This is a genomic window from Streptomyces fractus (assembly GCF_049844455.1).
Lineage (GTDB): Bacteria > Actinomycetota > Actinomycetes > Streptomycetales > Streptomycetaceae > Streptomyces > Streptomyces fractus.
Genome location: NZ_JBMYHI010000002.1, coordinates 4,579,568 through 4,600,934 on the forward strand (window position 1 = coordinate 4,579,568; position 21,367 = coordinate 4,600,934).

23 protein-coding genes and 1 tRNA gene are annotated in these 21,367 nt (G+C 68.7%); 14 read left to right on the top strand and 10 right to left on the bottom strand.

The window, feature by feature from the left end; genetic code table 11:
• The 7 genes from ACP4E5_RS22745 to ACP4E5_RS22775 form a co-directional block, all read right to left on the bottom strand.
• On the bottom strand, positions 1–1,494 hold the full coding sequence (locus tag ACP4E5_RS22745) for a sensor histidine kinase (protein ID WP_425831494.1): 1,494 nt from the start codon (positions 1,492–1,494) through the stop codon (positions 1–3).
• Between the two features lie 58 nt (positions 1,495–1,552).
• On the bottom strand, positions 1,553–2,308 hold the full coding sequence (locus ACP4E5_RS22750) for a response regulator transcription factor (RefSeq protein ID WP_425831496.1): 756 nt from the start codon (positions 2,306–2,308) through the stop codon (positions 1,553–1,555).
• 136 nt (positions 2,309–2,444) lie between these two features.
• The gene (locus ACP4E5_RS22755) at positions 2,445–3,332 is read right to left on the bottom strand and encodes an amidohydrolase family protein (protein WP_425841577.1); all 888 of its coding nucleotides are present in this window, start codon (positions 3,330–3,332) and stop codon (positions 2,445–2,447) included.
• Between the two features lie 79 nt (positions 3,333–3,411).
• Positions 3,412–3,795: an antibiotic biosynthesis monooxygenase family protein gene (locus tag ACP4E5_RS22760; protein ID WP_425831498.1), complete on the bottom strand. Its 384-nt coding sequence runs from the start codon at positions 3,793–3,795 to the stop codon at positions 3,412–3,414.
• Between the two features lie 65 nt (positions 3,796–3,860).
• Entirely contained in the window at positions 3,861–4,730 is an 870-nt protein-coding gene (locus ACP4E5_RS22765; RefSeq protein ID WP_425841580.1) for a DUF2797 domain-containing protein, read from the bottom strand.
• A gap of 417 nt (positions 4,731–5,147) precedes the next feature.
• On the bottom strand, positions 5,148–7,577 hold the full coding sequence (gene fxsT / locus ACP4E5_RS22770) for an FxSxx-COOH system tetratricopeptide repeat protein (protein ID WP_425831500.1): 2,430 nt from the start codon (positions 7,575–7,577) through the stop codon (positions 5,148–5,150).
• Positions 7,570–8,007, bottom strand: coding sequence for a hypothetical protein (locus ACP4E5_RS22775; protein ID WP_425831502.1), 438 nt, complete (start codon positions 8,005–8,007; stop codon positions 7,570–7,572). Before ACP4E5_RS22775 ends, fxsT begins: the two co-directional genes overlap by 8 nt.
• 693 nt (positions 8,008–8,700) lie before the next feature.
• Between ACP4E5_RS22775 and ACP4E5_RS22780 the strand changes: the two genes are divergently transcribed.
• Positions 8,701–9,930 (top strand): DNA sulfur modification protein DndB, encoded by a 1,230-nt coding sequence (locus ACP4E5_RS22780; protein WP_425831504.1) that lies wholly within the window; start codon positions 8,701–8,703, stop codon positions 9,928–9,930.
• A gap of 919 nt (positions 9,931–10,849) precedes the next feature.
• Here ACP4E5_RS22780 and cutA read toward each other — a convergent pair.
• The gene (gene cutA, locus ACP4E5_RS22785) at positions 10,850–11,176 is read right to left on the bottom strand and encodes a divalent-cation tolerance protein CutA (protein ID WP_425831506.1); all 327 of its coding nucleotides are present in this window, start codon (positions 11,174–11,176) and stop codon (positions 10,850–10,852) included.
• Positions 11,173–11,784 carry a helix-turn-helix transcriptional regulator gene (locus tag ACP4E5_RS22790; protein ID WP_425831508.1) on the bottom strand — a complete coding sequence of 204 codons (612 nt, stop codon included), beginning with the start codon at positions 11,782–11,784 and terminating at the stop codon, positions 11,173–11,175. Before ACP4E5_RS22790 ends, cutA begins: the two co-directional genes overlap by 4 nt.
• 164 nt (positions 11,785–11,948) lie before the next feature.
• Between ACP4E5_RS22790 and ACP4E5_RS22795 the strand changes: the two genes are divergently transcribed.
• The 13 genes from ACP4E5_RS22795 (at position 11,949) to ACP4E5_RS22855 (ending at position 20,749) form a co-directional block, all read left to right on the top strand.
• Positions 11,949–12,296 carry an SCO3933 family regulatory protein gene (locus tag ACP4E5_RS22795; RefSeq protein WP_425831510.1) on the top strand — a complete coding sequence of 116 codons (348 nt, stop codon included), beginning with the start codon at positions 11,949–11,951 and terminating at the stop codon, positions 12,294–12,296.
• Between the two features lie 6 nt (positions 12,297–12,302).
• Entirely contained in the window at positions 12,303–13,643 is a 1,341-nt protein-coding gene (locus ACP4E5_RS22800) for an FtsK/SpoIIIE domain-containing protein (protein ID WP_425831512.1), read from the top strand.
• Between the two features lie 84 nt (positions 13,644–13,727).
• The gene (locus ACP4E5_RS22805) at positions 13,728–14,003 is read left to right on the top strand and encodes a hypothetical protein (protein ID WP_425831514.1); all 276 of its coding nucleotides are present in this window, start codon (positions 13,728–13,730) and stop codon (positions 14,001–14,003) included.
• Positions 14,004–14,008: 5 nt separating this feature from the next.
• Entirely contained in the window at positions 14,009–14,197 is a 189-nt protein-coding gene (locus tag ACP4E5_RS22810) for a hypothetical protein (RefSeq protein ID WP_425831516.1), read from the top strand.
• 3 nt (positions 14,198–14,200) lie between these two features.
• On the top strand, positions 14,201–14,389 hold the full coding sequence (locus ACP4E5_RS22815) for a hypothetical protein (RefSeq protein WP_425831518.1): 189 nt from the start codon (positions 14,201–14,203) through the stop codon (positions 14,387–14,389).
• A 76-nt stretch (positions 14,390–14,465) separates the two neighbouring features.
• Complete coding sequence (locus ACP4E5_RS22820; protein WP_425831520.1) at positions 14,466–15,140, top strand: DUF2637 domain-containing protein; 675 nt, start codon at positions 14,466–14,468, stop codon at positions 15,138–15,140.
• Positions 15,141–15,155: 15 nt separating this feature from the next.
• Positions 15,156–15,353: a hypothetical protein gene (locus ACP4E5_RS22825; RefSeq protein ID WP_425831522.1), complete on the top strand. Its 198-nt coding sequence runs from the start codon at positions 15,156–15,158 to the stop codon at positions 15,351–15,353.
• Between the two features lie 25 nt (positions 15,354–15,378).
• Positions 15,379–15,726 carry a SpdD-like protein gene (locus ACP4E5_RS22830; RefSeq protein ID WP_425831524.1) on the top strand — a complete coding sequence of 116 codons (348 nt, stop codon included), beginning with the start codon at positions 15,379–15,381 and terminating at the stop codon, positions 15,724–15,726.
• 93 nt (positions 15,727–15,819) lie between these two features.
• Positions 15,820–16,023 (top strand): hypothetical protein, encoded by a 204-nt coding sequence (locus ACP4E5_RS22835; RefSeq protein WP_425831526.1) that lies wholly within the window; start codon positions 15,820–15,822, stop codon positions 16,021–16,023.
• Entirely contained in the window at positions 16,020–17,537 is a 1,518-nt protein-coding gene (locus tag ACP4E5_RS22840) for a DNA cytosine methyltransferase (protein WP_425831528.1), read from the top strand. The genes ACP4E5_RS22835 and ACP4E5_RS22840 overlap by 4 nt, the downstream gene beginning before the upstream one ends.
• The gene (locus tag ACP4E5_RS22845; RefSeq protein ID WP_425831530.1) at positions 17,534–17,950 is read left to right on the top strand and encodes an ASCH domain-containing protein; all 417 of its coding nucleotides are present in this window, start codon (positions 17,534–17,536) and stop codon (positions 17,948–17,950) included. The genes ACP4E5_RS22840 and ACP4E5_RS22845 overlap by 4 nt, the downstream gene beginning before the upstream one ends.
• Complete coding sequence (gene repSA, locus ACP4E5_RS22850; RefSeq protein ID WP_425831532.1) at positions 17,943–19,511, top strand: replication initiator protein RepSA; 1,569 nt, start codon at positions 17,943–17,945, stop codon at positions 19,509–19,511. Before ACP4E5_RS22845 ends, repSA begins: the two co-directional genes overlap by 8 nt.
• Positions 19,508–20,749, top strand: coding sequence for a tyrosine-type recombinase/integrase (locus tag ACP4E5_RS22855; protein WP_425831534.1), 1,242 nt, complete (start codon positions 19,508–19,510; stop codon positions 20,747–20,749). Before repSA ends, ACP4E5_RS22855 begins: the two co-directional genes overlap by 4 nt.
• Positions 20,750–20,833: 84 nt before the next feature.
• On the opposite strand, the gene ACP4E5_RS22860 is transcribed toward ACP4E5_RS22855, so the two are convergent.
• A tRNA-Arg gene (locus ACP4E5_RS22860) sits at positions 20,834–20,906 on the bottom strand.
• Between the last annotated feature and the right edge of the window lie 461 nt (positions 20,907–21,367).

Here is a 21,367-nt window from a genome sequence, read left to right on the forward strand (position 1 = left end):
TTAGGGCTGTGTGGTGAAGCTTTGCTCCGGCTGTGAGTACGACGGCGGAATAGTGACGGGCGCGGTGCCGGCCGGTGAATGCGCCGGCAGGTGCACCGTGAACACGGTCCTGCCGGGCCCGCTGTCGACGGTCACGGCGCCACCGTGCGCCGCCGCGACGGCCTGCACGATGGCCAGGCCGAGGCCCGTCGACCCCGCCTTCCTGGACCGCGACGAGTCTCCGCGCGCGAACCGTTCGAAGACGCGCGGCAGCAGCTCGGCGGGGATGCCGGGCCCGTCGTCCTGTACGTCGAGGCAGACCCAGGGGCCGTGCCGGTGCACGCGGGCGGTGACGGTGGTGCCGGGCGGCGTGTGCGTGCGCGCGTTGGCCAGCAGGTTGACGAGGACCTGGTGCAGGCGCGCGGAGTCGGCGAGCACGGTGGCCGGTTCGTCGGGGAGATCGAGGCGCCAGGTGTGGCTCTGGTCGGCGGCGCGGGCGTCACTGAGCGCGTCGACGACGAGGGGCGAGAGGTCCGTCGGCTCGTACGACAGCGGTCTTCCGGCGTCGAGGCGGGCGAGCAGCAGCAGGTCCTCGACGAGCCCGGTCATCCGGTCCGCCTCGGACTCGATGCGGCCGAGCGCGTGCCGGGTGTCTGGCCCGGTCTCCTCGCGGCCGCGCCTGGTCAGCTCGGCGTAGCCGCGGATGGAGGCCAGGGGCGTACGCAGTTCATGGCTGGCGTCGGCGACGAACTGGCGCACCCGCGTCTCGCTCTGCTGGCGGGATTCGAGGGCGCCGTGCACATGGTCGAGCATCCGGTTGAGCGCGGCGCCGACCTGGCCAACCTCGGTCCTCGGGTCGGCCTCGGACTCCGGGACGCGTTCGTAGAGGGTCACCTCACCGCTGTGCAGCGGGAGTTCGGAGACCCGGGTCGCGGTCGCGGCGACGCGGCGCAGCGGCCTCAGATTGACGCCGACCATGATCGCCCCGGCGGCGCCTGCCGCCACGAGGGCCGCGGCGGCGACGAGCAGCTCGGTGACGATGAGCTTGTTGACGGTGGAGTCGACCTGGGCGGTGGGGCGGCCCACGTAGAAGTCGCCGTTGTCCCCGGAGACGTACTGGACCCGGTAGCTGCCGAGGCCCGGCAGGTCGACGGTGTGCGTGGTCTTGTCATTGCTCTGGGGGACGTCCTCCAGAGCGTCGAGTACGGACTGGGACAGGTCGTCGGTCCCGAGCTGCCTGCCGCCCTCGGGATTCGTCGCCTCGACGCTGACCTTGCCTTCGGTGGCCTGCCCGTCGCCGACCTCGGCTCCGAGGGTGCCCTCGGGAGAGCCCAGGGTCACGAATGCCAGGTCACCGAAGTCCTTCTGCCCCATGGGACCGGCCCCGGGAAAGTCGCCCTTCGGCCCGCTCGCCCGCATCGCTATGCCGTGCACCTGCTTGTCGAGCTCGTCGTACAGGTACGAGTGCAACGACACGGCGGACACGACACCGATCACCGATGCCACGACGGCCATCAGCGCGACGGCCGTGACGACGAGCCGGGTACGGAGCGTCTGGGCCGGCCCCTGCGCTTCACGACGTCGTGGTGGCGGCCATCGCCGGCTTGATCAGGTAGCCGGCGCCGCGCCGGGTGTGGATCATCGGCTCGCGCCCGGCGTCGATCTTCCTGCGCAGGTACGAGATGTAGAGCTCGACGACGTTGGCCTGCCCGCCGAAGTCGTACGACCACACGCGGTCGAGGATCTGCGCCTTGCTGAGCACGCGCCGGGGGTTGCGCATGAGGAAGCGGAGCAGCTCGAACTCGGTGGCGGTGAGGTGGATGTTGTCCCCGCCCCGCGACACCTCATGGCTGTCTTCATCCAGCATCAGATCGCCGACGACGAGCACGGACTCGCTGCGCCGGTCGGCGGCGCCGGTCCTGCGGATCAGCCCGCGGAGCCGCGCGACGACCTCTTCGAGGCTGAAGGGCTTGGTGACGTAGTCGTCTCCGCCCGCCGTCAGCCCGGCGATCCGGTCCTCGACGGCGTCCTTGGCCGTCAGGAAGAGCACGGGGATCTCGGGCAGCTCGCGGCGCATCCGGCCGAGGACGCTGAGCCCGTCCATGTCCGGCAGCATCATGTCGAGCACGACGGCGTCGGGCCGGAACTCACGTGCGGTCTGCACGGCTCCCGCCCCGTCGCTCGCGGTGCGGAGCTGCCAGCCCTCGTAGCGCAGGGCCATGGACAACAGCTCGGTGATGGACTGCTCGTCGTCCACGACAAGCACCCGGACGGGGCTTCCGTCCGGCCTCAGCAGTTCGGTACGCCCCTGGGGCGAGGTCGCGGTCATGGCGCAAGCTTGCGACGCGCCTCTGAGAGCACCCTTTCCCGAACCTGTGAAAACTCTGAGAAACGGGTGAGTGTGCGGGGCGCCGCGCGGGCCTCCTGGGTCTGCCGGATCTGCCGGATCTGCCGGGTGGGGGGGCTCAGCCGAGTGCGAACAACTCGGCGGCGTTGTTCCTGCACACGGCCCGCACCCAGTCGTCGCCGAGCCCGAGCCGCTCGACGGCCTCCAGCTGATGGATGTACGGATACGGGATGTTCGGGAAGTCGCTGCCGAGCAGCACCCGGCCCCCGAGATCGGCGAGCCGCCCCAACTCCCCCTTGGGGAAGGGGGTATGGCGCTCGACGAAGTCGGTGAACGCCATGGTCGTGTCCAGCCGCACCTCCGCGTACCGCTCGGCGAGCGCGAGGAAATCGGTGTACTCGGGCATCCCCATGTGCGCGACCACCAGCGGCAGCCGCGGGTGCCGGGCGAGCAGCCGCGCGATCGGCTCGGGCCCGGTGTGCTTTCCGGGCGCGGGCCCGGACCCGCAGTGCGTCACGATCGGCACGCCGGCCTCGGCGAGCAGGCCCCACACGGGATCGAGCAGCGGATCGTTCGGCTCGTAGGCCCCCACCTGCACGTGCGCCTTGAACACCCGCGCGCCCGCGTCCAGGGCCTGGCGCACATACGCCTCGACGCCCGGCTCGGGGAAGAAGGTGGCGGTGTGCAGACAGTCGGGCGTACGGGCGGCGAAGTCGGCGGCCCACTCGTTCAGCCAGCGCGCCATCCCCGCCTTGTGCGGATACAGCATCGAGGTGAAGGCCTCGACCCGGAACTCCCGCAGCCTGGCGAGCCGTTCGCCCTCCTCCTCGCGGTACGTGATCGGCCACTCGGTCCCGACGAGCGGCCCGGCGGAGTCGAAGTACGCCCACACCTTGCGCAGCACGCGCTCGGGCATGAAGTGGGTGTGCACATCGACGAGGCCGGGCAGCCCGTACCGCTCAAGAAACGCGGCGACCTGCTGGGCCTCGGGCTCGGGGTCGGGCACGGGGGTGGTGGGCACGGACCCGGGCACGGGGTCGGGGCCGGGCACGGAGGTGGACACGGAGTCGGGCACAGGGGTGGGCTCAGTCACGCTCGAACTCCTGACTCCGCTCGACCTTGGCGACGTGCACGGTGTACCGCTCGTACCACTCGGCGCGGCCCTGCTTCTGCACGGCGCGGTGCTCGCCGACGGACCGCCACCGCTCGATGGCGGCGGAGTCGCGGAAGTACGAGACGGTGATCCCGAGCCCACCGGGATTGCGCGCGGACTCGTGCCCCAGGTACCCCGGTATCTCCTTGACCAGCTCATCCATCCGATCCGCGGCCTCCCCGTAGCCACGGTCCCCCGAGGTCCGCACGGAGCTGAACACCACGACGTAGTAAGGCAGTTCAAAAGCGGGCAACGGCGACGGCGACGGCAACGTCCCGTCCGCCGGCCCGTCAGCCGCATCGGCGTGATCACTCATGTCCATACGATCCCTCGTTCCCCGACGCGGGAAAAGGGGACGGGGCGACCGACCGGCCAGCCCGGTCAGAAGAGCCCACCCTGCACCCCCGGCACCTCCCGCACCACAAGCCCCACCTCACCGACCCCGCTCGCCCCCTCCGGCACCCTCTCCAACGGCCACCCGGCAAGCACCCGCGTATCGACGACGAGCCGCCGCCCGCCCTCTTCGAGGAGATGCAGATCGGGCCCGGCGGCCGCGACGACCTCCCCCGCCACAACGGCCCCCGCCCCGAGCCCGCTCACGACAGCGTCCACACGATCAATCGCGGCGAGCCCGAAAACCTCCCCGTGATCCACGACCCGACACGGCACCCGCTCCAACGACTCCGGCCACCCGTCGAGCCCCACGGCCACGGCATGCGCCCGCTCCAACTCGGCACCCCGCGCACCGGCCTCCGGCAACCCGCCCCGCACGGCCCGCTTCCTCTCGTACGGAATCCGGTCCGGCACCCCGAGCGCCACCCGCAGCAGCTCCTCGGCCCGCCGGGCCGCCATCAGGGGCCCCTGCCCCAGCCACGTAAAGGCAACGGCCCCCTGCTCAAGCAGCCGCGCGCTCCCTCTCCCCACACCCGTGATCCCCACCTTCACGAGCCCGTCCCCGAACCACGCCAAATACACGTGGTACGGCCGCGGGTCATCGGCGATCGTGTCCGCGGCGACGGACCGCGCCCGGTCGATCGCGGCACACTCCGCACACTGCGCCCGCGTCCCCCGCACCGGCACGGCATCCCGCCCCGGACAGACGGTCCACCGCCCTCCCCGCCACACCCCGAGACACCGCCGCTCCCCGCCAACCCGAAAAGCTACCCCCTCCCCGAACCGCACCCCACTCTCCCGCTCGCCCCCACCGTCCCCCACCCACCCGAAGACCGGCCCACCCCCACGCCACCGCATCCCGGTGCACCACCACGTCATACGAGCCAGGATGACGCACGGCACTGACAACACCGCCTCACCGTCGTCAGGCAGTGCTTGATGCGGACGACGCGGTACGTGGGCGATGAGCGCGAATGTCCACAGGCCGTCCATCGGGATCGCGCGCCGTCATCGTCCACTGGGCGGGCAGCGTCTCGATCCGCCCGACAGCCCATCCGCCACCCAGGATGCGTGCGCGCACCTCACACAGTCGCGCGTACGTCGCCACGCGGAGCCCCCATCCCGCAGGGGAACCGAAGGATGCTGTACACCCCGAAAACGCAAGAGGCCCGGACTCTCGTCCGGGCCTCTTGCCTATGTGCACTCGGCAGGATTCGAACCTGCAACCTTCTGATCCGTAGCTCTATGCAGATCAGTCACATGCGGCCATACCGGTCACTCTGCGTCCCCAGGCGGGTAGCGTTGGACGTGGTCGGTTGCTGGGGTTGCTGTACTTCGCTGCTGTACGGATCTGGCGGCCAGCCGGGCAAGCGCGAGGTTGTTGCGGGTGGCCAGTGTGTGGGGGTGGGTGTCACCCAGCACCTGTTTGCATTGTGCGAGGTTGGTTTTGTACAGCGGGATCGCCCGCTTTGGGTCGCCGGCCGACTCGTAGGCGTGGGCGAGGTTGTTGCGGATGGTCAGGGTGTCGGGATGGGTGTCGCCCAGCACCTGCTCGCACAGCGCGAGGGTGGTTTCCAACAACGGGATCGCCCGCTTTGGGTCGCCCGCGGACTCGTAGGCGCCAGCGAGGTTGTTGCGGATGGTCAGGGTGTCGGGATGGGTGTCGCCCAGCACCTGCTCGCACAGCGCGAGGGTGGTTTCCAACAACGGGATCGCCCGCTTTGGGTCGCCCGCGGACTCGTAGGCGCCAGCGAGGTTGTTGCGGATGGTCAGGGTGTCGGGATGGGTGTCGCCCAGCACCTGCTCGCACAGCGCGAGGGTGGTTTCCAACAACGGGATCGCCCGCTTTGGGTCGCCCGCGGACTCGTAGGCGCCAGCGAGGTTGTTGCGGGTGGCCAGGGTGTCGGGATGGGTGTCGCCCAGCACCTGCTCGCGTTGCGTGAGGGTGGTTTCCAACAACGGGATCGCCCGCTTTGGGTCGCCCGCGGACTCGTAGGCGTGGGCGAGGTTGTTGCGGGTGGCCAGGGTGTCGGGGTGGGTGTCGCCCAGCACCTGCTCGCACAGCGCGAGGGTGGTTTTGTACAGCGGGATCGCCTGTCCCAGGTCGCCCGCCGACTCGTAGGTGCTGGCGAGGTTGTTGCGGCTGGCCAGGGTGTGCGGGTGGGTGTCGCCCAACACCTGCTTGCGCTGCGCGAGGACGGCTGTGTGCAGCGGGATCGCCTGTCCCAGGTCGCCCGCCGATCGATAGGCAAGCGCGAGGTTGTTGCGGCTGGCCAGGGTGTGCGGGTGGGTGTCGCCCAACACCTGCTTGCGCTGCGCGAGGACGGCTGTGTGCAGCGGGATGGTGTGGGCGTCTCGCCCCTGGCGCTCCAGATATTGAGCCGCGGCAAGGTAGACGTCTGCGGTTTCGGTCGAGGCCGTGCCGTGGTCGGGCGTGGACTCGAGGAGCGCTGTGATGTGCGGAAGCAGGTGTTCCCACTGCGAGGAGCTGGTGTCCGTCTCAGTTGCGCCCTGCTGGATGAGCTGCTCGGCGTTCTGACGGCCGGTCGTAGTGCCTTTATCGGGGGCACTTTGGTGGCGCAGGACGGTTTGCACGAGGCGGTGGACGCTGATGCTCTGGCGATCGGTGCTGAAAGCGATCATGTTGTAGGCGTGCAGGGCACCGAGTGCTGCGGCGAGGTCGAGTGGATCGGGGCACATTGGGGCGATCAGTGAGCGGGGGATGTCGTCGGGTGCCAGCCAGGCCATGGCGTTCAGGAGCGTGACCGCTTGTGGGTTGCGGCGTTCGACGGCGGTCAGCGTGTGTTCCCAGATCTGTGCGATGGTGCGCTCTGGGTCGATGCCTCCTGGCGCCCGGTCGATGACGCGCCCCAGCAACCTCCGGTAGTCGGTCAATGAGGTGCCGGTCTCGTAGAGGTAGGCCCCCGCCTGTTCCAACGCAAGTGGCAGATGTCCGAGTTCGGCGGCGAGGGCCCGTGCGTGCTGCCGCTGATCCGTGCTGGCGGTGTAGTGGGGGCCGAAGGCGAGGGTGGACAGCAAGGACTCGGCCGCGTCGGCGTCGAGCAGGCCCAGTGCCATGGTGGGAGCGATGGCATGCCAGCCGGTTCCGATGCGGCTGGTGGCCAGGTGATGCCCGTCCGGCAGTGATCCGAGGTAGTGTCGCAGGTCGGCGGGGTCTTCCACGTTGTCGAACACGAGCAGCCATCCGGGATGCCATTGCAGCCACAAGTGCGCCCACGCGGCCCGTTCCGGCGGTCCTGCGGTCGATGCCAGTTGCGGACACAGATAGAGGGCGAGGTCGGCCAGGGCGTTCACGATCTGCTCGGTGTCGGTGGCGGTGATCCACCACACCAGCGTGTAGTCCTGGCGGTAGCGGTGTGCGTAGTGCAGGGCCAGTGTGCTCTTGCCGATTCCTCCCAGCCCGTGGATCGCCCGTATCCCGGACTCCTGGGTGACTGCGGCCTCCCCGCTGCCCGCCAGCAGCCGACGCACGGTGGCGATCTCGGCCTCCCGGCCCATGAACACACCGGATGCGGATTCGGGAAGGTTACCGGCCCCCGGCGGCGCGTTCACCTCCTTCGCCCACTGCACGGCTTTGGCGGGCACCATCACCACGCGCGCGTGGTCGCCGGTGATCGCTACGCCGATGTCCTGCGCGGCGATGGATCTCGGCCCTGAGGCGTGTGCGCCGGCTTCTTCAGACATCGGTCGGCCTGTCACCGCCAAATGTCGTGTTGTCTCCCGTCGCGGCGTTGGTGATGGACTTGGCGGCGATGGCGCGCTCACCGGAAGCCGTCACCGTCACCGACTCGCCCCCGGCCGAAAGCAGCTTGGTCAGTTCGGCAAGCAGTTCCGCGTCATCGCGTAGCGCGCGCTTGACCTGCTGGCGCAGTGCTGCCGCCGAGTCCTCATCGTCAGGGGCCTCGTCCACATCCCGCACGGCGGCCTCCAGCTCCGCACGCCCCTGCTCGTCACGTCGGCGCCATACCGTCTGCAGGATCCGCCGCCCCACGTTCGCGGTCGCGTCCACCGCAGCGCTCTCCGCTCGAGTCAGGACCGCTGCCCCATAGGCACTCACCGCCGGGGCCAGATACTGCCCAGCCTGCCCCATCAACTGCACGACTTCACCGCTCACTTGATCCCCCGACCTCTACGACTGTGAGAGATCAAGCGTAGAGCCACTGATGCGCCCGAGACTGAATCTTCACCCGCTCAACTCCAGCTCCGCCCCGTCCGCCGTCGCCCCACACGCTTTCCAAGCCTGACCGTCCAGGTTGACCGGTGATCCAAGGCCGTTCACCTGCGTTCATGCCGGGACAGTGGCTGTGTGTACGGCGGTCTGCGGTACCTCGTGAACGGGGGCGGACGCTGACGAATGAGACGGAAACTGAGACGGCTCAGCCTGCGGCCAAGCTGTCCAGTCCGCTGGCCGGCCTTCTGGTCTGCCGCTCTGTACAGATCGGGTGTTCTCGGTCATGCGGGCCGCATCAATGCTTCAGGTCGACGTGGTCGTTCGCTGGTAGCTGCTGCGGTTGCGGCACTTCGTTGCCGTACCGCTGGATAGCCGCCGGACGCGACCGTCACGACAGAAGCGGATCCAGGCCTCCGAGACCTTCCGACCGTGTCCGCGGACAGCCGTCAACGTGAAAATCAACCGCCGCGGTTGGATGTGGGGTCTCGCAGAGCACACCGCAGTTAAAAATTCTGATCTGCGGAACAGATTGTTGGTGATTCTGGCAACCTCAGTTGCACCTACGGCGCGGTATCCGGTACGGTCACAGGACATGACGGAGCGTCAACATGGCGCCCGTGAGGGGGGGAGTTGCTCATGCCTGCATCTTTGAAGCCGGTAACTACTGGCCTGCCCGCCGACCTCCGAGAGATCCGCAAGGGGGTTATGGCCAACGGCGTCATCGACTGCGAGAACCTGCTGGCCATCGTTAATGACCCGCAAGAGGTCGAGGACGCCACCAAGAGAGCACAGAAGGCTGGGAGGCCGATCGGCGAGTACGCACGAACGCGCGCAGAGATTCAGCGCCTCCTCGGTACTGCTGGCACCAAGAAGGCGAAGAATGTCGGCGAGTATGCCGACTACATCGCGGCTGGCCTGCGAGGAGACTACGACGACGCTTGGTCGCTTCCGCAGATCACCCTGTGGTCCCCGCGCCCGCTCGTCATCGCTGAAGACGGTTCGTCGGCCCTGCCGATCAAGGATGGCCTCTTCGCTCTCGACAGCGAGACTCAGGTCACCGCCTGGCACAGGATCAAGGCAAATCCGGCTGCGTACGACTTGGGGGAAGACTTCGATTTCGGCGCCGTCCCGCTGTCATTCGAAATCTTCCACGGCATCAGCGTCATGGCGGCACGTCAGATCTTCCACGACCGCAACCTGAAGGGTGTGCCGGTCGACAAATCCTTGGCTATGTCCATGGATGGTCGCGACTTCGGCACCACCGTGACGCGCAAGCTGATGGACTCGCTGAAGGTGTCGACCGGTGATACCTCGGTTCCGTTGTCGAGCCTGATCCTCACTGGCAAGCGCCAGGTGTCGGACAAGGCGGTTGAATGGATGACGATGTCGGTCCTTCGAACTTTCGTCGCCACGGCCATGCTCGGCAAGGCTGGCATCCATGCAGCGTCAACCGGCATCGAGCACGAGGACATCCCTGCCGATGAGAGCGGCGAGCGTCCGGACAGGGTGGTCGTCCAGCGCGAGGTCATGGAGGCTGTGGGCACATTCCTTCAGGAGAATGCGCCGCTTTTCCATGCCAAGACTGCCGCCACGGCCCCCGCCGTTGTGGCTGGCCTTGGCGCGACCATGAATCGCAGTATGTCCTGGAGTGCCGACCCTCTGCCTGCGGGCGTCCCCTTGGAGCGCCTGCTGGAGGACGTCAAGTGGGAGCGTGAGGCAAAGTACTGGGGTGGCATCGCGGCCAAGGTGACCGACCGGGGGGCCGTTTCCTGGGCTGGTGGTGCCCGCGACTCCGGCCACAAGGTCTACGACGCTCTGAACCAGCCGGAGAGTGACACCGGCAAGCAGATCCGCGGACGGTTTTAGCTCCATTCGGCCGCAGAGCCGAGGAGTCGCAGAGGTGTAGGCAACCGTGGGACCGAATCTCTCACCGCCACAGTCATTGAGAGCCCCCGACCAGCAACATCGGTCGGGGGCTCTCAATTTGCACCTCCCGGCGAGCCGCAAGCTGCCCCTGCTCCCATCCCGTCCGCCGTCGACCCACACGCAGTGGAGCGGGCGTGGTTCATGGCGTCCAGGTGGAGCGCGCTACTGTACGAACGACCTGGACGCCATGGGCCACGTCTGCTCGGCTTTGCCTGGGTCGACGGTGGACGGGATGGGAGCCCTTCACGCAACCACCCGCGGGCTCGCACTCGGCAGCGTTTCCCTGGCCCCCGGTGCCGGCCGATCCCCCGCCGGAGGCATCGCTTTTGCCCGCGGCCGTGGCGAACCGGTGCGATCTGCGGGCCATGAGCGGTTGAGGATCATGTGGCGTTGGTCCGCCGGTTGACGCCACCATGATCCGGCCTGATCGGTACCCCAAAGCGTCGTTGACCTGTGGTGCGGAAGTCTCCCCGGTCCTCCTTGGCTCGTTGCTGGATATGGCCCTTGGGGTGTGCCGGGCGGGCGCCGCCCCGCTGCCGGCGGCGGAGACATTTAGGCGGCGGGGCGGCGCCCGCCCGGCGCCGCCCCGTGGTGGGGCCCTCGATCCTTCGGGATGGCTCGGGCCTGGTGGTGTTTGTGAGGGGTGTTCTTGTACGTGCGCCTTGTGGTCTTACGGGTGTTGAGGTTCTCCCCCTGCAAGGCCGGATCATGGTGGCGTCAACCGGCGGGTCGGCGCTGTGTGATCCGCAAGAGCGGCTTGGACCGGCAATGATCGTGGGCACGGGGCGAACCCGTGCCGCGAGCGGAGCGAGCCTTGATGATGTAGGGAAAGTTTGTCCGCGTGGGGCTTTGTCGGCGGTTACGACGGAAGAGGATTCGACTGCTCGATGATCCATGCGCGGTAGGCAGGTGACGCATCGTTGATCGGCATCGTGATGATGCTGGGCACCTTGTACGGATGCTCGCGGCGCGTCCGATCCATGATCTCGGAGACTCGCTCTGGCACGGTGCGCAAGGTGGCGAGAGCTTCGCTCGCGTCGTGCACTTCGCCTTCCCACCTGTAGAAGGACCTGCCCGGTGAGATGTGGCCAGCAGCGCACAGCCGATCGTCTACTAGACCGCGCACGAAGGACGCGAGCCACTCAGCATCTGGTGCGGTGATCAGCACTGCGCAGACGTCTGTCATGCGGACTCTCCCTGATCCTCCCGAAGCCTCGTATTCAGCTCCAGAGCTTCGTCCTTGGTCCGAGCCGCTGTTCCCCAGCCGGTCATGACCTTGCCGTCATAGCCGAGACCAACCCATCGACCGGACATGCTGCCGCCGTGCGGGTGAAGCACGAAGTACAAGGTCCCCTTCGACCGCACGGGGCCGTCGTTGGCCACATACCACCCCATGAGGACTTCTTGGTCCCACAGTCGGAGTTCACCGCGCCAGTGGTATCCACCCCGCTCGGCGCTGAGGCCGCGGGCCACCGTGTCGAGGTGAATCAGCTCCTCTTGTTGAGCGAAGTTGACTTCCTGCACCGCGATGGCTTCCTCGCCGTCCCTTGAGGTCTGCCAGGACATCCACCATGCGCCTGATAGGTCGATTCGGTGCGCAGGCTGGCCGGCCAACTCGTTGACGGTGATCCCAAGGGCGTGCGCGATGGTCACGGCGACGGACAGCACTGGCTGCTGCTCGCCGGCCTCGTACCGCCGAATCTGGCGCCGGTCCACGCCTGCCGCTGTGGCCAAGTCGGCTTGCGACATACCCAGCTCGCCGCGCCGCTTACGGATCACTTCATGCAGGTCCATGCCCCCCATTATCGGGGGACGTCTTAGTCCTTGACAAGCGGACTCATTCGCCCCCATGGTGGGAGGCAGAAAAGGTCCCCTCCATGGGGACCTAAAAGTCGGGAGCGGTGCCCTACCGCCAAGCAACGCACCGCTCCCCACCCCTCTCTCAAGGGAGTTCCATCATGCGTCAGATCCCTGTGGACACACGCGAGATGACGGTCATGCTGATCCAGGCCCCGGAGCCGAAGGTGAAGAACCGGGAGACCGGCGAGATCGCGACCGACCGCACGTCGGGCAAGACCCTGCACAACGTGAACGTGGCGGTGATCGTGGACGGTCGTCCGGACGCGCTGACGGTCGTGGTCGCCGAGGACGGCATCCAGCCGGACCTGGTGCCGGGGATGCCGGTGGAGTTTCCCGGTCTGGTGGCCCGTCCGTGGGAGAACGACTTCGGGCACGGCATCAGCTACCGCGCGGTGGCCGTGACGTCGAAGAACCTGACGACGGCCGGCTCGAACGGCAAGGGCTGACCGGTGATGAGTGAACTGCTGTGGTTCCTCGTCGCGTTAGTGGTGCTCGCGCTGATCCTGCGGGCTACGGCTCCGGCCGTGTACTGGGTCCTGTTCGGCTTTCCGGCCGCGCTGTTCCGGGTGTTCTCCTGCTACCGGGAGACGCTGGAAGCGTGTGAGCTGACGGTGGCCCCGCCCTGGTGGAAGGTGTTCGCCAGGAAGGCATCCGGCTCCGAGCGCGTGGCCCGTCCGCGACTGCCGAAGGTGCGCCGGATCCACCCCACCGCGACCGGCATGCGCCTGCGCCTCAAGCTTCCCGCCGGACTGGCACCCGAGCATGTGGTCAAGTCTGCTGAGCGGCTGCGGCACGCCTGGGGTGTGCACTCCGTGCACGTGGCCGAACTCAAGCCGGGTGTCGTCGAGTTGAGCATGACCTCCTTCGATGTCCTGGCCCGTGTGCGGATGCCGCGCCGGCTGGTTCCCGGTCCGCTGTCGGCCGTGGTCGCCCTGCGCGAGGACGGCCGCCCCTACGTGCGCAACTATCAGGACTCGCCGCACGGTCTGGTCCTGGGCGCCACCAAGTCCGGTAAGTCGATGTTCCAGCGTTGCCTGATCAAGTCGCTGGCCCCGTTGGATGTCGCCCTGGTCGGTATCGACTGCAAGCGCGGGGTGGAGCAGGGCCCGTTCGCGCCCCGGCTGACCGCACTGGCCACCACCCCGGACGAGGCCGACGGCCTGCTCGATGCGCTCGTGACCGAGATGGAAGAGCGCTTCGACCTGCTCTGCCTGCATCAGGGCATTGCCCCGGACACCCCGCTGGAGGACATCACTTCCGACATCTGGGGCCTGCCCGCCAAGCTGCGCCCGGTGCCGATCGTGGTCCTGGTCGACGAGATCGCCGAACTGTTCCTCGTCGCCTCCAAGGTCGACACCGCCCGCCGCGAACGCATGGTCACGCAACTGGTTCGCCTCGCGCAGCTCTCCCGCGCGGTCGGTATCCACCTGGAGATCGCGGGACAGCGTTTCGGCTCGGAGCTGGGCAAGGGCGCCACTGCGTTGCGGGCGCAGTTGACCAACCGGGTCACGCATCGCTGCAACGACAAGCAGACCGCCGAAATGGGGCTCGGCGACATCAACGACCTCGCCGTGCAGGCCGCTACCGCGATCGCCTCGGAGCGTGCCGGTATGGCCGTGGCGGGGGACTCCTCGGGCACCTGGACCCGGATCCGTACCCCGAAGACCTCGATCGGTGAAGTGGTCGCGGTGTGCCGTGAGTTCGCGCACCTGACCCCGGCTCTTCCGGCCCTGGACGCCTTCCGTCCCGCGCCCGCCACGGTGCCCGCGCCGGCTCCGGCACCGGCCCCGTAACCCCTCTGCTCTTCGGTCGGCGTGACCGCCTCGCGCCGGTTCCCTACCCCTGCCATGCCCGAAATCCGGAAGGAAGGCCCGGTCATGACCCTGTCCGCCTCGTTCCACCCCACCGCCGAGACCACCATCCGGTGCCACACCTACGGCACCGACCACGCGCCGATCCTCGCCCTCGACGACACCGGCCAGGTGCTGTGCGTCTCGCTCTTCGACTCCAAGCCCCCGGCCGTGCAGCGCGCGTTCGCCGACGACCTCGTACGGGCTGTGGCCGAGTACGCCACCGCGGTCGAGGAGTGGGCCACCGCGCAGGAAGCTCCTGCGGGCGCTGCGGCTCCCGTCGACCTGTCGAAGGCGGGTTGAGCGTGATGTGTGCGAGCTGCGACGACTTCAACCGCACGGTCCTGATGATCGGTGACCTCGTCCTCTACGCCGAACACCCCGGAGCAGACCGGGACTTCGCCGACGTCGTCGGTGGTGGTCTGGCCCTCTCGCTGCCCGCTGACGGCGTCCCGCCCGGCTTCGGCGACATCGAGCGTCCCGGATCGGAGGGGTGAGCCATGGCCGCTGCGCGCCGCAAGAAGCCCACGGCTGCGCCTGTTGAGCCGGTGAAGTGCTCGGTCTGCAAGGGCTCCGGAGAGGTCTCCGTCTCCGTCCGCGTCGGCCGCAAACGCCAGAGCACCGAGGACCGGCAAACGGGCCTGTGCCTGACCTGCCTCGGTTCCGGCGACGCACCACTCGCCGACTGAACACCCGCCGGGATGGGGCGGCCGGACTTGATCCCCGCCCCGTCCTGGCCCCAACCCCTGTGAAGGAGGTGAAGACATGACCCGCTCGATCCGACCGGATGCCGTCCTCGTACAGGCCGTGATCGCTGGTGCGCTGTCCTTCGCCCACCTGCACGACATCGCCGAAGCCGCCGGACAGACCGGCTGGAAAGCCTGGGCCTACCCCATCTCCGTAGACCTCCTGCTCGTGGCCGCCTGGCGACGGCTCCGCACCGGACGCACCCGTCGTCTGGCCTGGTGCTGGTTCCTGGTCGCGCTGACCGCCTCGCTCGGCGCGAACGTCGCCACCGCCGGATTCCTCGACCTCGACCACACCCCCGCATGGCTGCGCTTCCTCGTCGCCGGCTGGCCCGCGCTCGCCTTCCTCGGCGGCACCCTGCTCGCCCACAACCCCGACCCCACACCCGACAACGCCCCTGAGACCCCGTCGCCTGTGCCGGACGCCGAACACCAATCGCCCCACGAGCCGGAACCTGCTCCCGCGCTCACGGCCCCGGAGACTGCGGCGCCCGCTCTGCCCGCTCCCGCTCCTGCTCCGGCTCCGGCTCCGGCTCCTGCGGTGCCTGTGCCTCCGGCGCTGGTCGAACGCGCCCGGAAGATCGCCGACGCCCACCGGGCCGCGACCGGCGACGCGATTGATGCCGACACCCTGCGTGCCCGGCTCGGGGTGCCCGGACCGATGGCCGAATCCCTGGCCGCCCAACTCCTGTGAAAGGACGCCTCCGTCATGGATGTCGAACTGCCCCTGGTCCTGGTCGTCGCCGTACTCGGCTACTTCGGGATCCGCCTGTACCGGCCCCCGACCTGGGTGATCGTCGTCCTCCTGCTGGGCGGCTTCCTCCTGGCCGACACCTTCCTCGCCCCCGCGATCGAGTCCGGCACCAGGACCGGAACCTCCGTCGTCAACGGCACCACCCACAAGTGACCTTGATCTGAAAGGAGTTCCACCCATGTTCAAGCCCCGCGTCCCGGTCAACGAGCAGCCCACGGGCGAGATCGTCCCGACCATCACCACCCTGGGAACCGTCGCCCCGCCGCACGACTCGCATCAGGCGGTCTGCGGCTGCCAGTCCCACACCCCGGCCCCGGTCGTCCCCGCGTCCGCGCCCGCTCGGCCCGCGATGCAGCTCACCCCTGGCGCGCTGCTCCTGCTCGTCGGCGGCGGCACCGCCGCGGTCCTCGTCGTGGGCGCCGTGCTGGTCTCCATGCTCCTCGCGGTCGCCATCACCGCCGGATCCCTCGCCATCGTCGCGCTGGTGGCCCGCTCGATCCTCACCAGCGAAGCCAAGCGCCGCTGACCGGCCCCGGAGCGGCCTCAAACCGCCAAGTCTTCGTCCGCTCCGGAGCCGTGCCTCCTGCCCGAACCAAGAGATCCGGAAGGAAGAACCATCATGCATGACCAGCCCAACGCCTCCGCGCGGGTGTGCGCGAACTGCGACGGCTTCGCCTCCGTCGCCGTTTCCTCCGGCCTCGGCCGCGACGCACACGGCCACCTGCACACGCTCACCCTCGACTGCACGGCCTGCCACGGCACCGGCACCCGCCCGACACGGGACACCGTACGCCCGGTCGCACTGACGGGGGCGGCCCGATGATGCGCCGTGCTGCGACCTCCCGCCCCACCTCCATCCACCTGTTCTGCGGAGCAGGCGGCGACTCCGACGGTTTCCGCCGGGCCGGCTTCGACGTCGTCCTCGGCGCCAACCACTGGGACCGCGCGGTCGAGACCCACGCCGCGAACTTCCCCGAGGCAGAACACCTCTGCGTCGACCTCGACCACTACGACATGCGCCGCCTGCCCAAAGCCCGCGTCCTGGTCGGCTCCCCGATCTGCACCGAGGGAAGCCCCGCCGACGGCATCAGCCGCTCCAAGCCCGGCGCGATCCCCGGACAACTCGACCTCCTCGACGAAGGCCCGATGGCCGATGCCGCCTGGGAGCGCACCAGGGCGACCGCCTACGACATCCTGCGCGCCGCTGAGGTGCACAACTTCGACGCCGTGGTCTGCGAGAACGTGCCCCGCTTCGCCACCGCCTGGCCGCTGTTCGCCTGGTGGCTGCACGGCATGGAAATCCTCGGCTTCCGCCATCAGGTCGTCTCGGTCTCCGCCGCACACGTCGGTGACAGCGACGGCAACGAGCATGCTCCGCAGTGGCGGGACCGGATCTTCATCGTCTTCACCCGCACCAACATGCGGGTCCCGGACCTCGACGTACGGCCCGCTGCCTGGTGCACCGTGTGCGAGCAGGACGTCAGCGCAGTGCAGTCGTGGCGCAACGGCCGAAAGATCGGCAAGTACCGCCAGCAGTACGACTACCGCTGCCCGAACACCGCCTGCCGTCACCAGCTCGTCGAGCCGTACGTCCGCCCGGCCGCGTCCGCGATCAACTGGACGGACCCCGGCATCCGCATCGCCGACCGCGCCGCCCACGGCCGTGGACCCCTCGCCGCATCCACGCTCCGCAAGATCAAGCTGGGACTGGCCAAATACCGCGTCCCTGCCGTGATCACGGTCAACCACTCCGACACCGGCGACGGCCGTGCCTTCCCCGCGCTCGCCGCTCCGCTGCCCACCCGCACGGTCCGCATCGGTGACGGCCTGGCCGTGCCCCCTCCGCTGCTGGTCCCGGCCGGCGGGAGCTGGAACACCGACGCCACCCCCGCCACCGTGCCCATGCGGACCCGCACCACCCGCGACAGCGAAGCCCTCCTGCTGCCCGCCCCGTTCATCACCGAGCACCGCGGCGGCGGCTCCACCACCCGCGCCATCGCCGACCCGCTCGCCTCGATCACCGCCGGAGGCAACCACCACGGCCTCGTGATCCCGTACCGCAAGGGCGGACCCACCACCACCGGCGTGCCGCTGCACACGATCGCCACCCGCGAATCCGCCGGAGTGGTCCTCAGCGCCGACCACGCCCCGGACGAGATCACCATTGAGGACTGCTACTTCCGGATGCTCTCCCCGCGCGAGCACCTGCGCGCCCAACGCTTCACCGACGAATATCAGGTGCTCGGTCACGGCGGGGAGCAGACCAAACAGGCGGGCAACGCCGTGCCCGCGAACGTCGCCCAGTGGATCGCCTCCCGCCTGCTGGAGGTGCTGTGACGACCACCTCGACGGAGATCCGGGCACTGACACTGTGGCAGCCCTGGGCGTCCTGCATCGCCTACGGCCCGAAGCGGATCGAGAACCGGCACTGGTCGACCGGCTACCGGGGCTGGGTCCTGATCCATGCCGGACGCACCCTCGACCGCGACGCCTGGAACCTCCCCCTCGCCCGGCCCTTCCTCACCCGCCCGCAACCGCGGGGCGCGGTCCTGGCCGTGGGCCGGCTCGTCGACTGCCACCCCGGCGACGGCTACTGCACCCTGTGGTCCGCCTCCGACCAGTGGCACTGGAAGTTCACCGACGTGCGCACACTGCGGCAGCCCCTGTTGTGGCCCGGCGCTCGCGGCCTGTGGGCCCCGACCCCTCAACTCGTCGACGCGGTCCGGGAGCTGGTGATGGCCCGTGCCTGAGACCGAGACGCTGGACCCGATCGTCCTCGCCGACATCCTGCGCGTCGCTTCCGCCCCCGACTTCGACGAGTGGCGCGAGCAGATCCGCCGCACAGGTGGCTGTTCCAATCCGATCCACCTGACTGGCTGGACGGTCGTCCGAGACAAGGTCACCGGCGCGGTGCTGCACCATTCCAGCTCCGGCGAGCAGCCCGGCGGCCGACTGCGTATCGCCTGCGGCAACCGCCGCGCCTCCCGCTGCGCTCCCTGCGCCTACCTCTACGCGGGCGACGCCTACCACCTGGTGCGCGCGGGCCTGACCGGCGACGACCGCATGAGCATCCCGGCCACGGTGCGCGAACACCCCCGCGTCTTCGTGACGCTGACGGCGCCCTCGTTCGGCCCCGTCCACAACCGGCCCGACTCCGGCCGCTGCCGCTGCGGAAGACACCACCCCGAAGGCGACCCCGCCCTCGGCACGCCCCTCGACCCGGAAACGTACGACTATGCGGGCGCCGTGCTCTTCAACAACCACGCGGGCGAACTGTGGCACCGCTTCACCAACCGGCTCCGCCGCGAACTCGCAGGAGCCGCGGGCCTCACACAGAGCGCGTTCCGCGAGACGGCCCGGCTGTCGTTCAACAAAGTCGCCGAGTTCCAAAAGCGCGGAGCGATCCACTTCCACGCCGTGATCCGCATCGACGGACCCGACGGGCCCGACACCACCCCGCCGCCCTGGGCGACCCACGACCTGCTCGCCGACGCCATCCGCACGGCCGTGGCCCATCCGTACGTGACCGCGCAGGTTCCCGCCGCAGGTGACCAGCCGGCCCGGTCCCTGCGCTGGGGCGACCAACTCGACGTCCGCCCCATCACCGCCTTCAACGACGGAGACGAGATCACCGAAGGGGCCGTGGCCTCCTACGTCGCCAAGTACGCCACCAAAGCCGCCGAGATCACGGGCGCCCTCGACCGACGCATCGGCGAACTCGCCGAACTCGACCGCACCGACGTACCCGACCACACCCGACGCCTGATCCGCGCCTGCCACGACCTCGACCCGCTCCACCCCGAACGACGGCTCTGGGCGTGGGCCCACATGCTCGGCTTCCGAGGCCACTTCCTGACCAAGTCCCGCGCCTACTCCTCGACCTTCGGCGCCCGTCGACAGGTCCGCGCCGACTACCGCGCCGAACAGCAACGCGAAGCCCTCGGCCTCCCCGACCCCGAGACCACCCTCGTCCTCGCCGACTGGCAGTACGCCGGCCACGGCCACACCCCCGGCGAATCCGCCCTCGCCGCGAGCATCGCCGAAGACATCCGCATCAACCGCGAAACCGCACGCGAAGCCCTGCAAGACCAACGCGCCTCGGAAGGAGCCGCAGCAGTGATCCAACGGAAATGGCACACCACGGCAGAGGTCGCCGACATGCTCGGCTACGGCCTGTCCAAGACGAAGATGCTCGTGCTCACCGGGGAGATCCGCTCCATCAAGGACGGCCGCAACCGCCGCATCCTCCCGCGCTACGTGGACGAGTACGTGGAGCGCCGTGCCCGCGAAGCTGAGGAGGGCATCGCATGAGCGGCAAGCGAGGCAACGGCGAAGGCTCGATCTACCCGTACAAGAACGGCTTCGCCGCGTACGTCTGGGTCGACACCCCGGAGGGCAAACGCAAGCGCAAGTACGCGTACGGCAAGACCCGCGATGAGGTCCACGACAAGTGGCTCAAGCTCCACATGGAGGCCAAGAAGGGCCCGGTCTCGACTCGACACCGGACTCTGTCCACCTTCCTCGCCTACTGGCTGGGCGAGATCGTGAAGCCCAACCTCGCTCCGCTGTCGTACGTCTCGTACGAGGGATCCGTGCGCCTGTACATCAATCCGCACCTCGGCTCGAAGCGGATCGACAAGCTCACGGTCCGCGACGTGCGCGAATGGATCAACAAGCTGGGTGCGATCTGCCAGTGCTGCGCACAGAGGAAAGACGCCAAGCGGCCCCGATCTCGACAGCGGTGCTGTGCCCTCGGCGAGTGCTGTGAGGCGTACCCCTCCCGTCGCGTGATCCAGGCGGCTCGCGATGCCCTGCGCGCCGCGCTCACCCACGCCGTGACCGAGGAGGAGATCGGCAAGAACGTCGCCTCCCTGGTCCGCGTCCCCAAGCCTCGTCGTCGGAAGATCAAGCCGTGGTCCGTGGTCGAAGCGAGCCAGTTCCTCGCCGACTCCGCCGCTCGCGACGATCACCTCTTCGCCGCGTGGATGCTCGTCCTCTGTCTCGGTCTGCGGCGCGGTGAGGTTCTGGGGCTCACCTGGAAGTCCGTCGACTTCCAGCGTGGGGAGCTGTACGTGGATCACCAGATCCAGCGGGCCGGCCGCGAGATCCTGCACCGCGAGACCAAGACCGAGGACTCGGACGACTTCCTGCCGCTGCCTGACGTGTGTCTCGCCGCGCTGCGCATGCGGCGTGCTCAGCAGTCCGGGGACCGCAAGGCGGCAGGCCACCTCTGGCAGGACGGCCGCGGGCTTGTCTTCACCACGAAGTACGGCACCCCGATCGAGCCGGGCAACCTGACCCGGATGTTCCAGCTCCGTGCGCGCCGTGCCGGTATCCGCGTGATCCCGCTCCGGAACACCCGGCACACGTGCAGCGCGCTCCTGGTCGCCTTGAAGGTGCACCCCAAGGTCGCTCAGCGGATTTTGCGGCACTCGCAGATCGCCATGACGTTGGAGGTGTACGCCGAAGCCAGCGAGGAGGACGTGCGCGCTGCGGTCGGGCAATTGTCCGCCGCCGTGGGGTCGCCAGCTGATCCCCTCGACCGCTGAGGATCACGGTCGTTGCTGTACTTCTCTGCTGTACACCCCGAAAACGCAAGAGGCCCCGGATTGCTCCGGGGCCTCTTACCTGTGTGCACTCGGCAGGATTCGAACCTGCAACCTTCTGATCCGTAGTCAGATGCTCTATCCGTTAAGCTACGAGTGCTTGTCTTTCTTTTTTTGTTGTCTCCGTTCCCGGCCCTTCGGCCCGTCCCGGCGACAAGAAGAACATTACATGACCGCCGCCGCCATGTGAAATCCGATTGCCCCACCTCTTCTGACCTGCGAAAACGCGCTGAGGGGCGTCCGGTGGCCACGGACCGGGAAGGGGCAAACCCGAACCGCATTGGCGGTGCGTTGCCCTCGTCGAACCAGGACGAGGAGCGCCTCCCCGCGTCGCGTCATCGCAGACCGCCCGAAGTGGCTGTCCCGCCTCGGCGGCTCGCGGCCAAGGCCGGCCGTGCCAGTTGGTGCCGATCTCCGCGCCATCACGGGGCACGTCAGCCCGACACGTGTGAGACCCGCAACGAACCCCCGTGATCAATTTCCATCGCGCTCGACCCGCCGCCTAGCGTCCCCCGGACACATCGACAACCGGGGGCTTATCGAGCGGGAGCGACAGCACGT

Bases quoted from the DNA above. Each gene is read 5' to 3' on its own strand.
- ACP4E5_RS22745 (WP_425831494.1), bottom strand. From the start codon at position 1,494: ATGGCCGTCGTGGCATCGGTGATCGGTGTCGTGTCCGCCGTGTCGTTG.
- ACP4E5_RS22750 (WP_425831496.1), bottom strand. From the start codon at position 2,308: ATGACCGCGACCTCGCCCCAGGGGCGTACCGAACTGCTGAGGCCGGAC.
- ACP4E5_RS22760 (WP_425831498.1), bottom strand. From the start codon at position 3,795: ATGAGTGATCACGCCGATGCGGCTGACGGGCCGGCGGACGGGACGTTG.
- ACP4E5_RS22765 (WP_425841580.1), bottom strand. From the start codon at position 4,730: ATGCGGTGGCGTGGGGGTGGGCCGGTCTTCGGGTGGGTGGGGGACGGT.
- fxsT (WP_425831500.1), bottom strand. From the start codon at position 7,577: ATGTCTGAAGAAGCCGGCGCACACGCCTCAGGGCCGAGATCCATCGCC.
- ACP4E5_RS22780 (WP_425831504.1), top strand. From the start codon at position 8,701: ATGCCTGCATCTTTGAAGCCGGTAACTACTGGCCTGCCCGCCGACCTC.
- cutA (WP_425831506.1), bottom strand. From the start codon at position 11,176: ATGACAGACGTCTGCGCAGTGCTGATCACCGCACCAGATGCTGAGTGG.
- ACP4E5_RS22790 (WP_425831508.1), bottom strand. From the start codon at position 11,784: ATGGACCTGCATGAAGTGATCCGTAAGCGGCGCGGCGAGCTGGGTATG.
- ACP4E5_RS22795 (WP_425831510.1), top strand. From the start codon at position 11,949: ATGCGTCAGATCCCTGTGGACACACGCGAGATGACGGTCATGCTGATC.
- ACP4E5_RS22800 (WP_425831512.1), top strand. From the start codon at position 12,303: ATGAGTGAACTGCTGTGGTTCCTCGTCGCGTTAGTGGTGCTCGCGCTG.
- ACP4E5_RS22805 (WP_425831514.1), top strand. From the start codon at position 13,728: ATGACCCTGTCCGCCTCGTTCCACCCCACCGCCGAGACCACCATCCGG.
- ACP4E5_RS22810 (WP_425831516.1), top strand. From the start codon at position 14,009: ATGTGTGCGAGCTGCGACGACTTCAACCGCACGGTCCTGATGATCGGT.
- ACP4E5_RS22815 (WP_425831518.1), top strand. From the start codon at position 14,201: ATGGCCGCTGCGCGCCGCAAGAAGCCCACGGCTGCGCCTGTTGAGCCG.
- ACP4E5_RS22820 (WP_425831520.1), top strand. From the start codon at position 14,466: ATGACCCGCTCGATCCGACCGGATGCCGTCCTCGTACAGGCCGTGATC.
- ACP4E5_RS22825 (WP_425831522.1), top strand. From the start codon at position 15,156: ATGGATGTCGAACTGCCCCTGGTCCTGGTCGTCGCCGTACTCGGCTAC.
- ACP4E5_RS22830 (WP_425831524.1), top strand. From the start codon at position 15,379: ATGTTCAAGCCCCGCGTCCCGGTCAACGAGCAGCCCACGGGCGAGATC.
- ACP4E5_RS22835 (WP_425831526.1), top strand. From the start codon at position 15,820: ATGCATGACCAGCCCAACGCCTCCGCGCGGGTGTGCGCGAACTGCGAC.
- ACP4E5_RS22840 (WP_425831528.1), top strand. From the start codon at position 16,020: ATGATGCGCCGTGCTGCGACCTCCCGCCCCACCTCCATCCACCTGTTC.
- ACP4E5_RS22855 (WP_425831534.1), top strand. From the start codon at position 19,508: ATGAGCGGCAAGCGAGGCAACGGCGAAGGCTCGATCTACCCGTACAAG.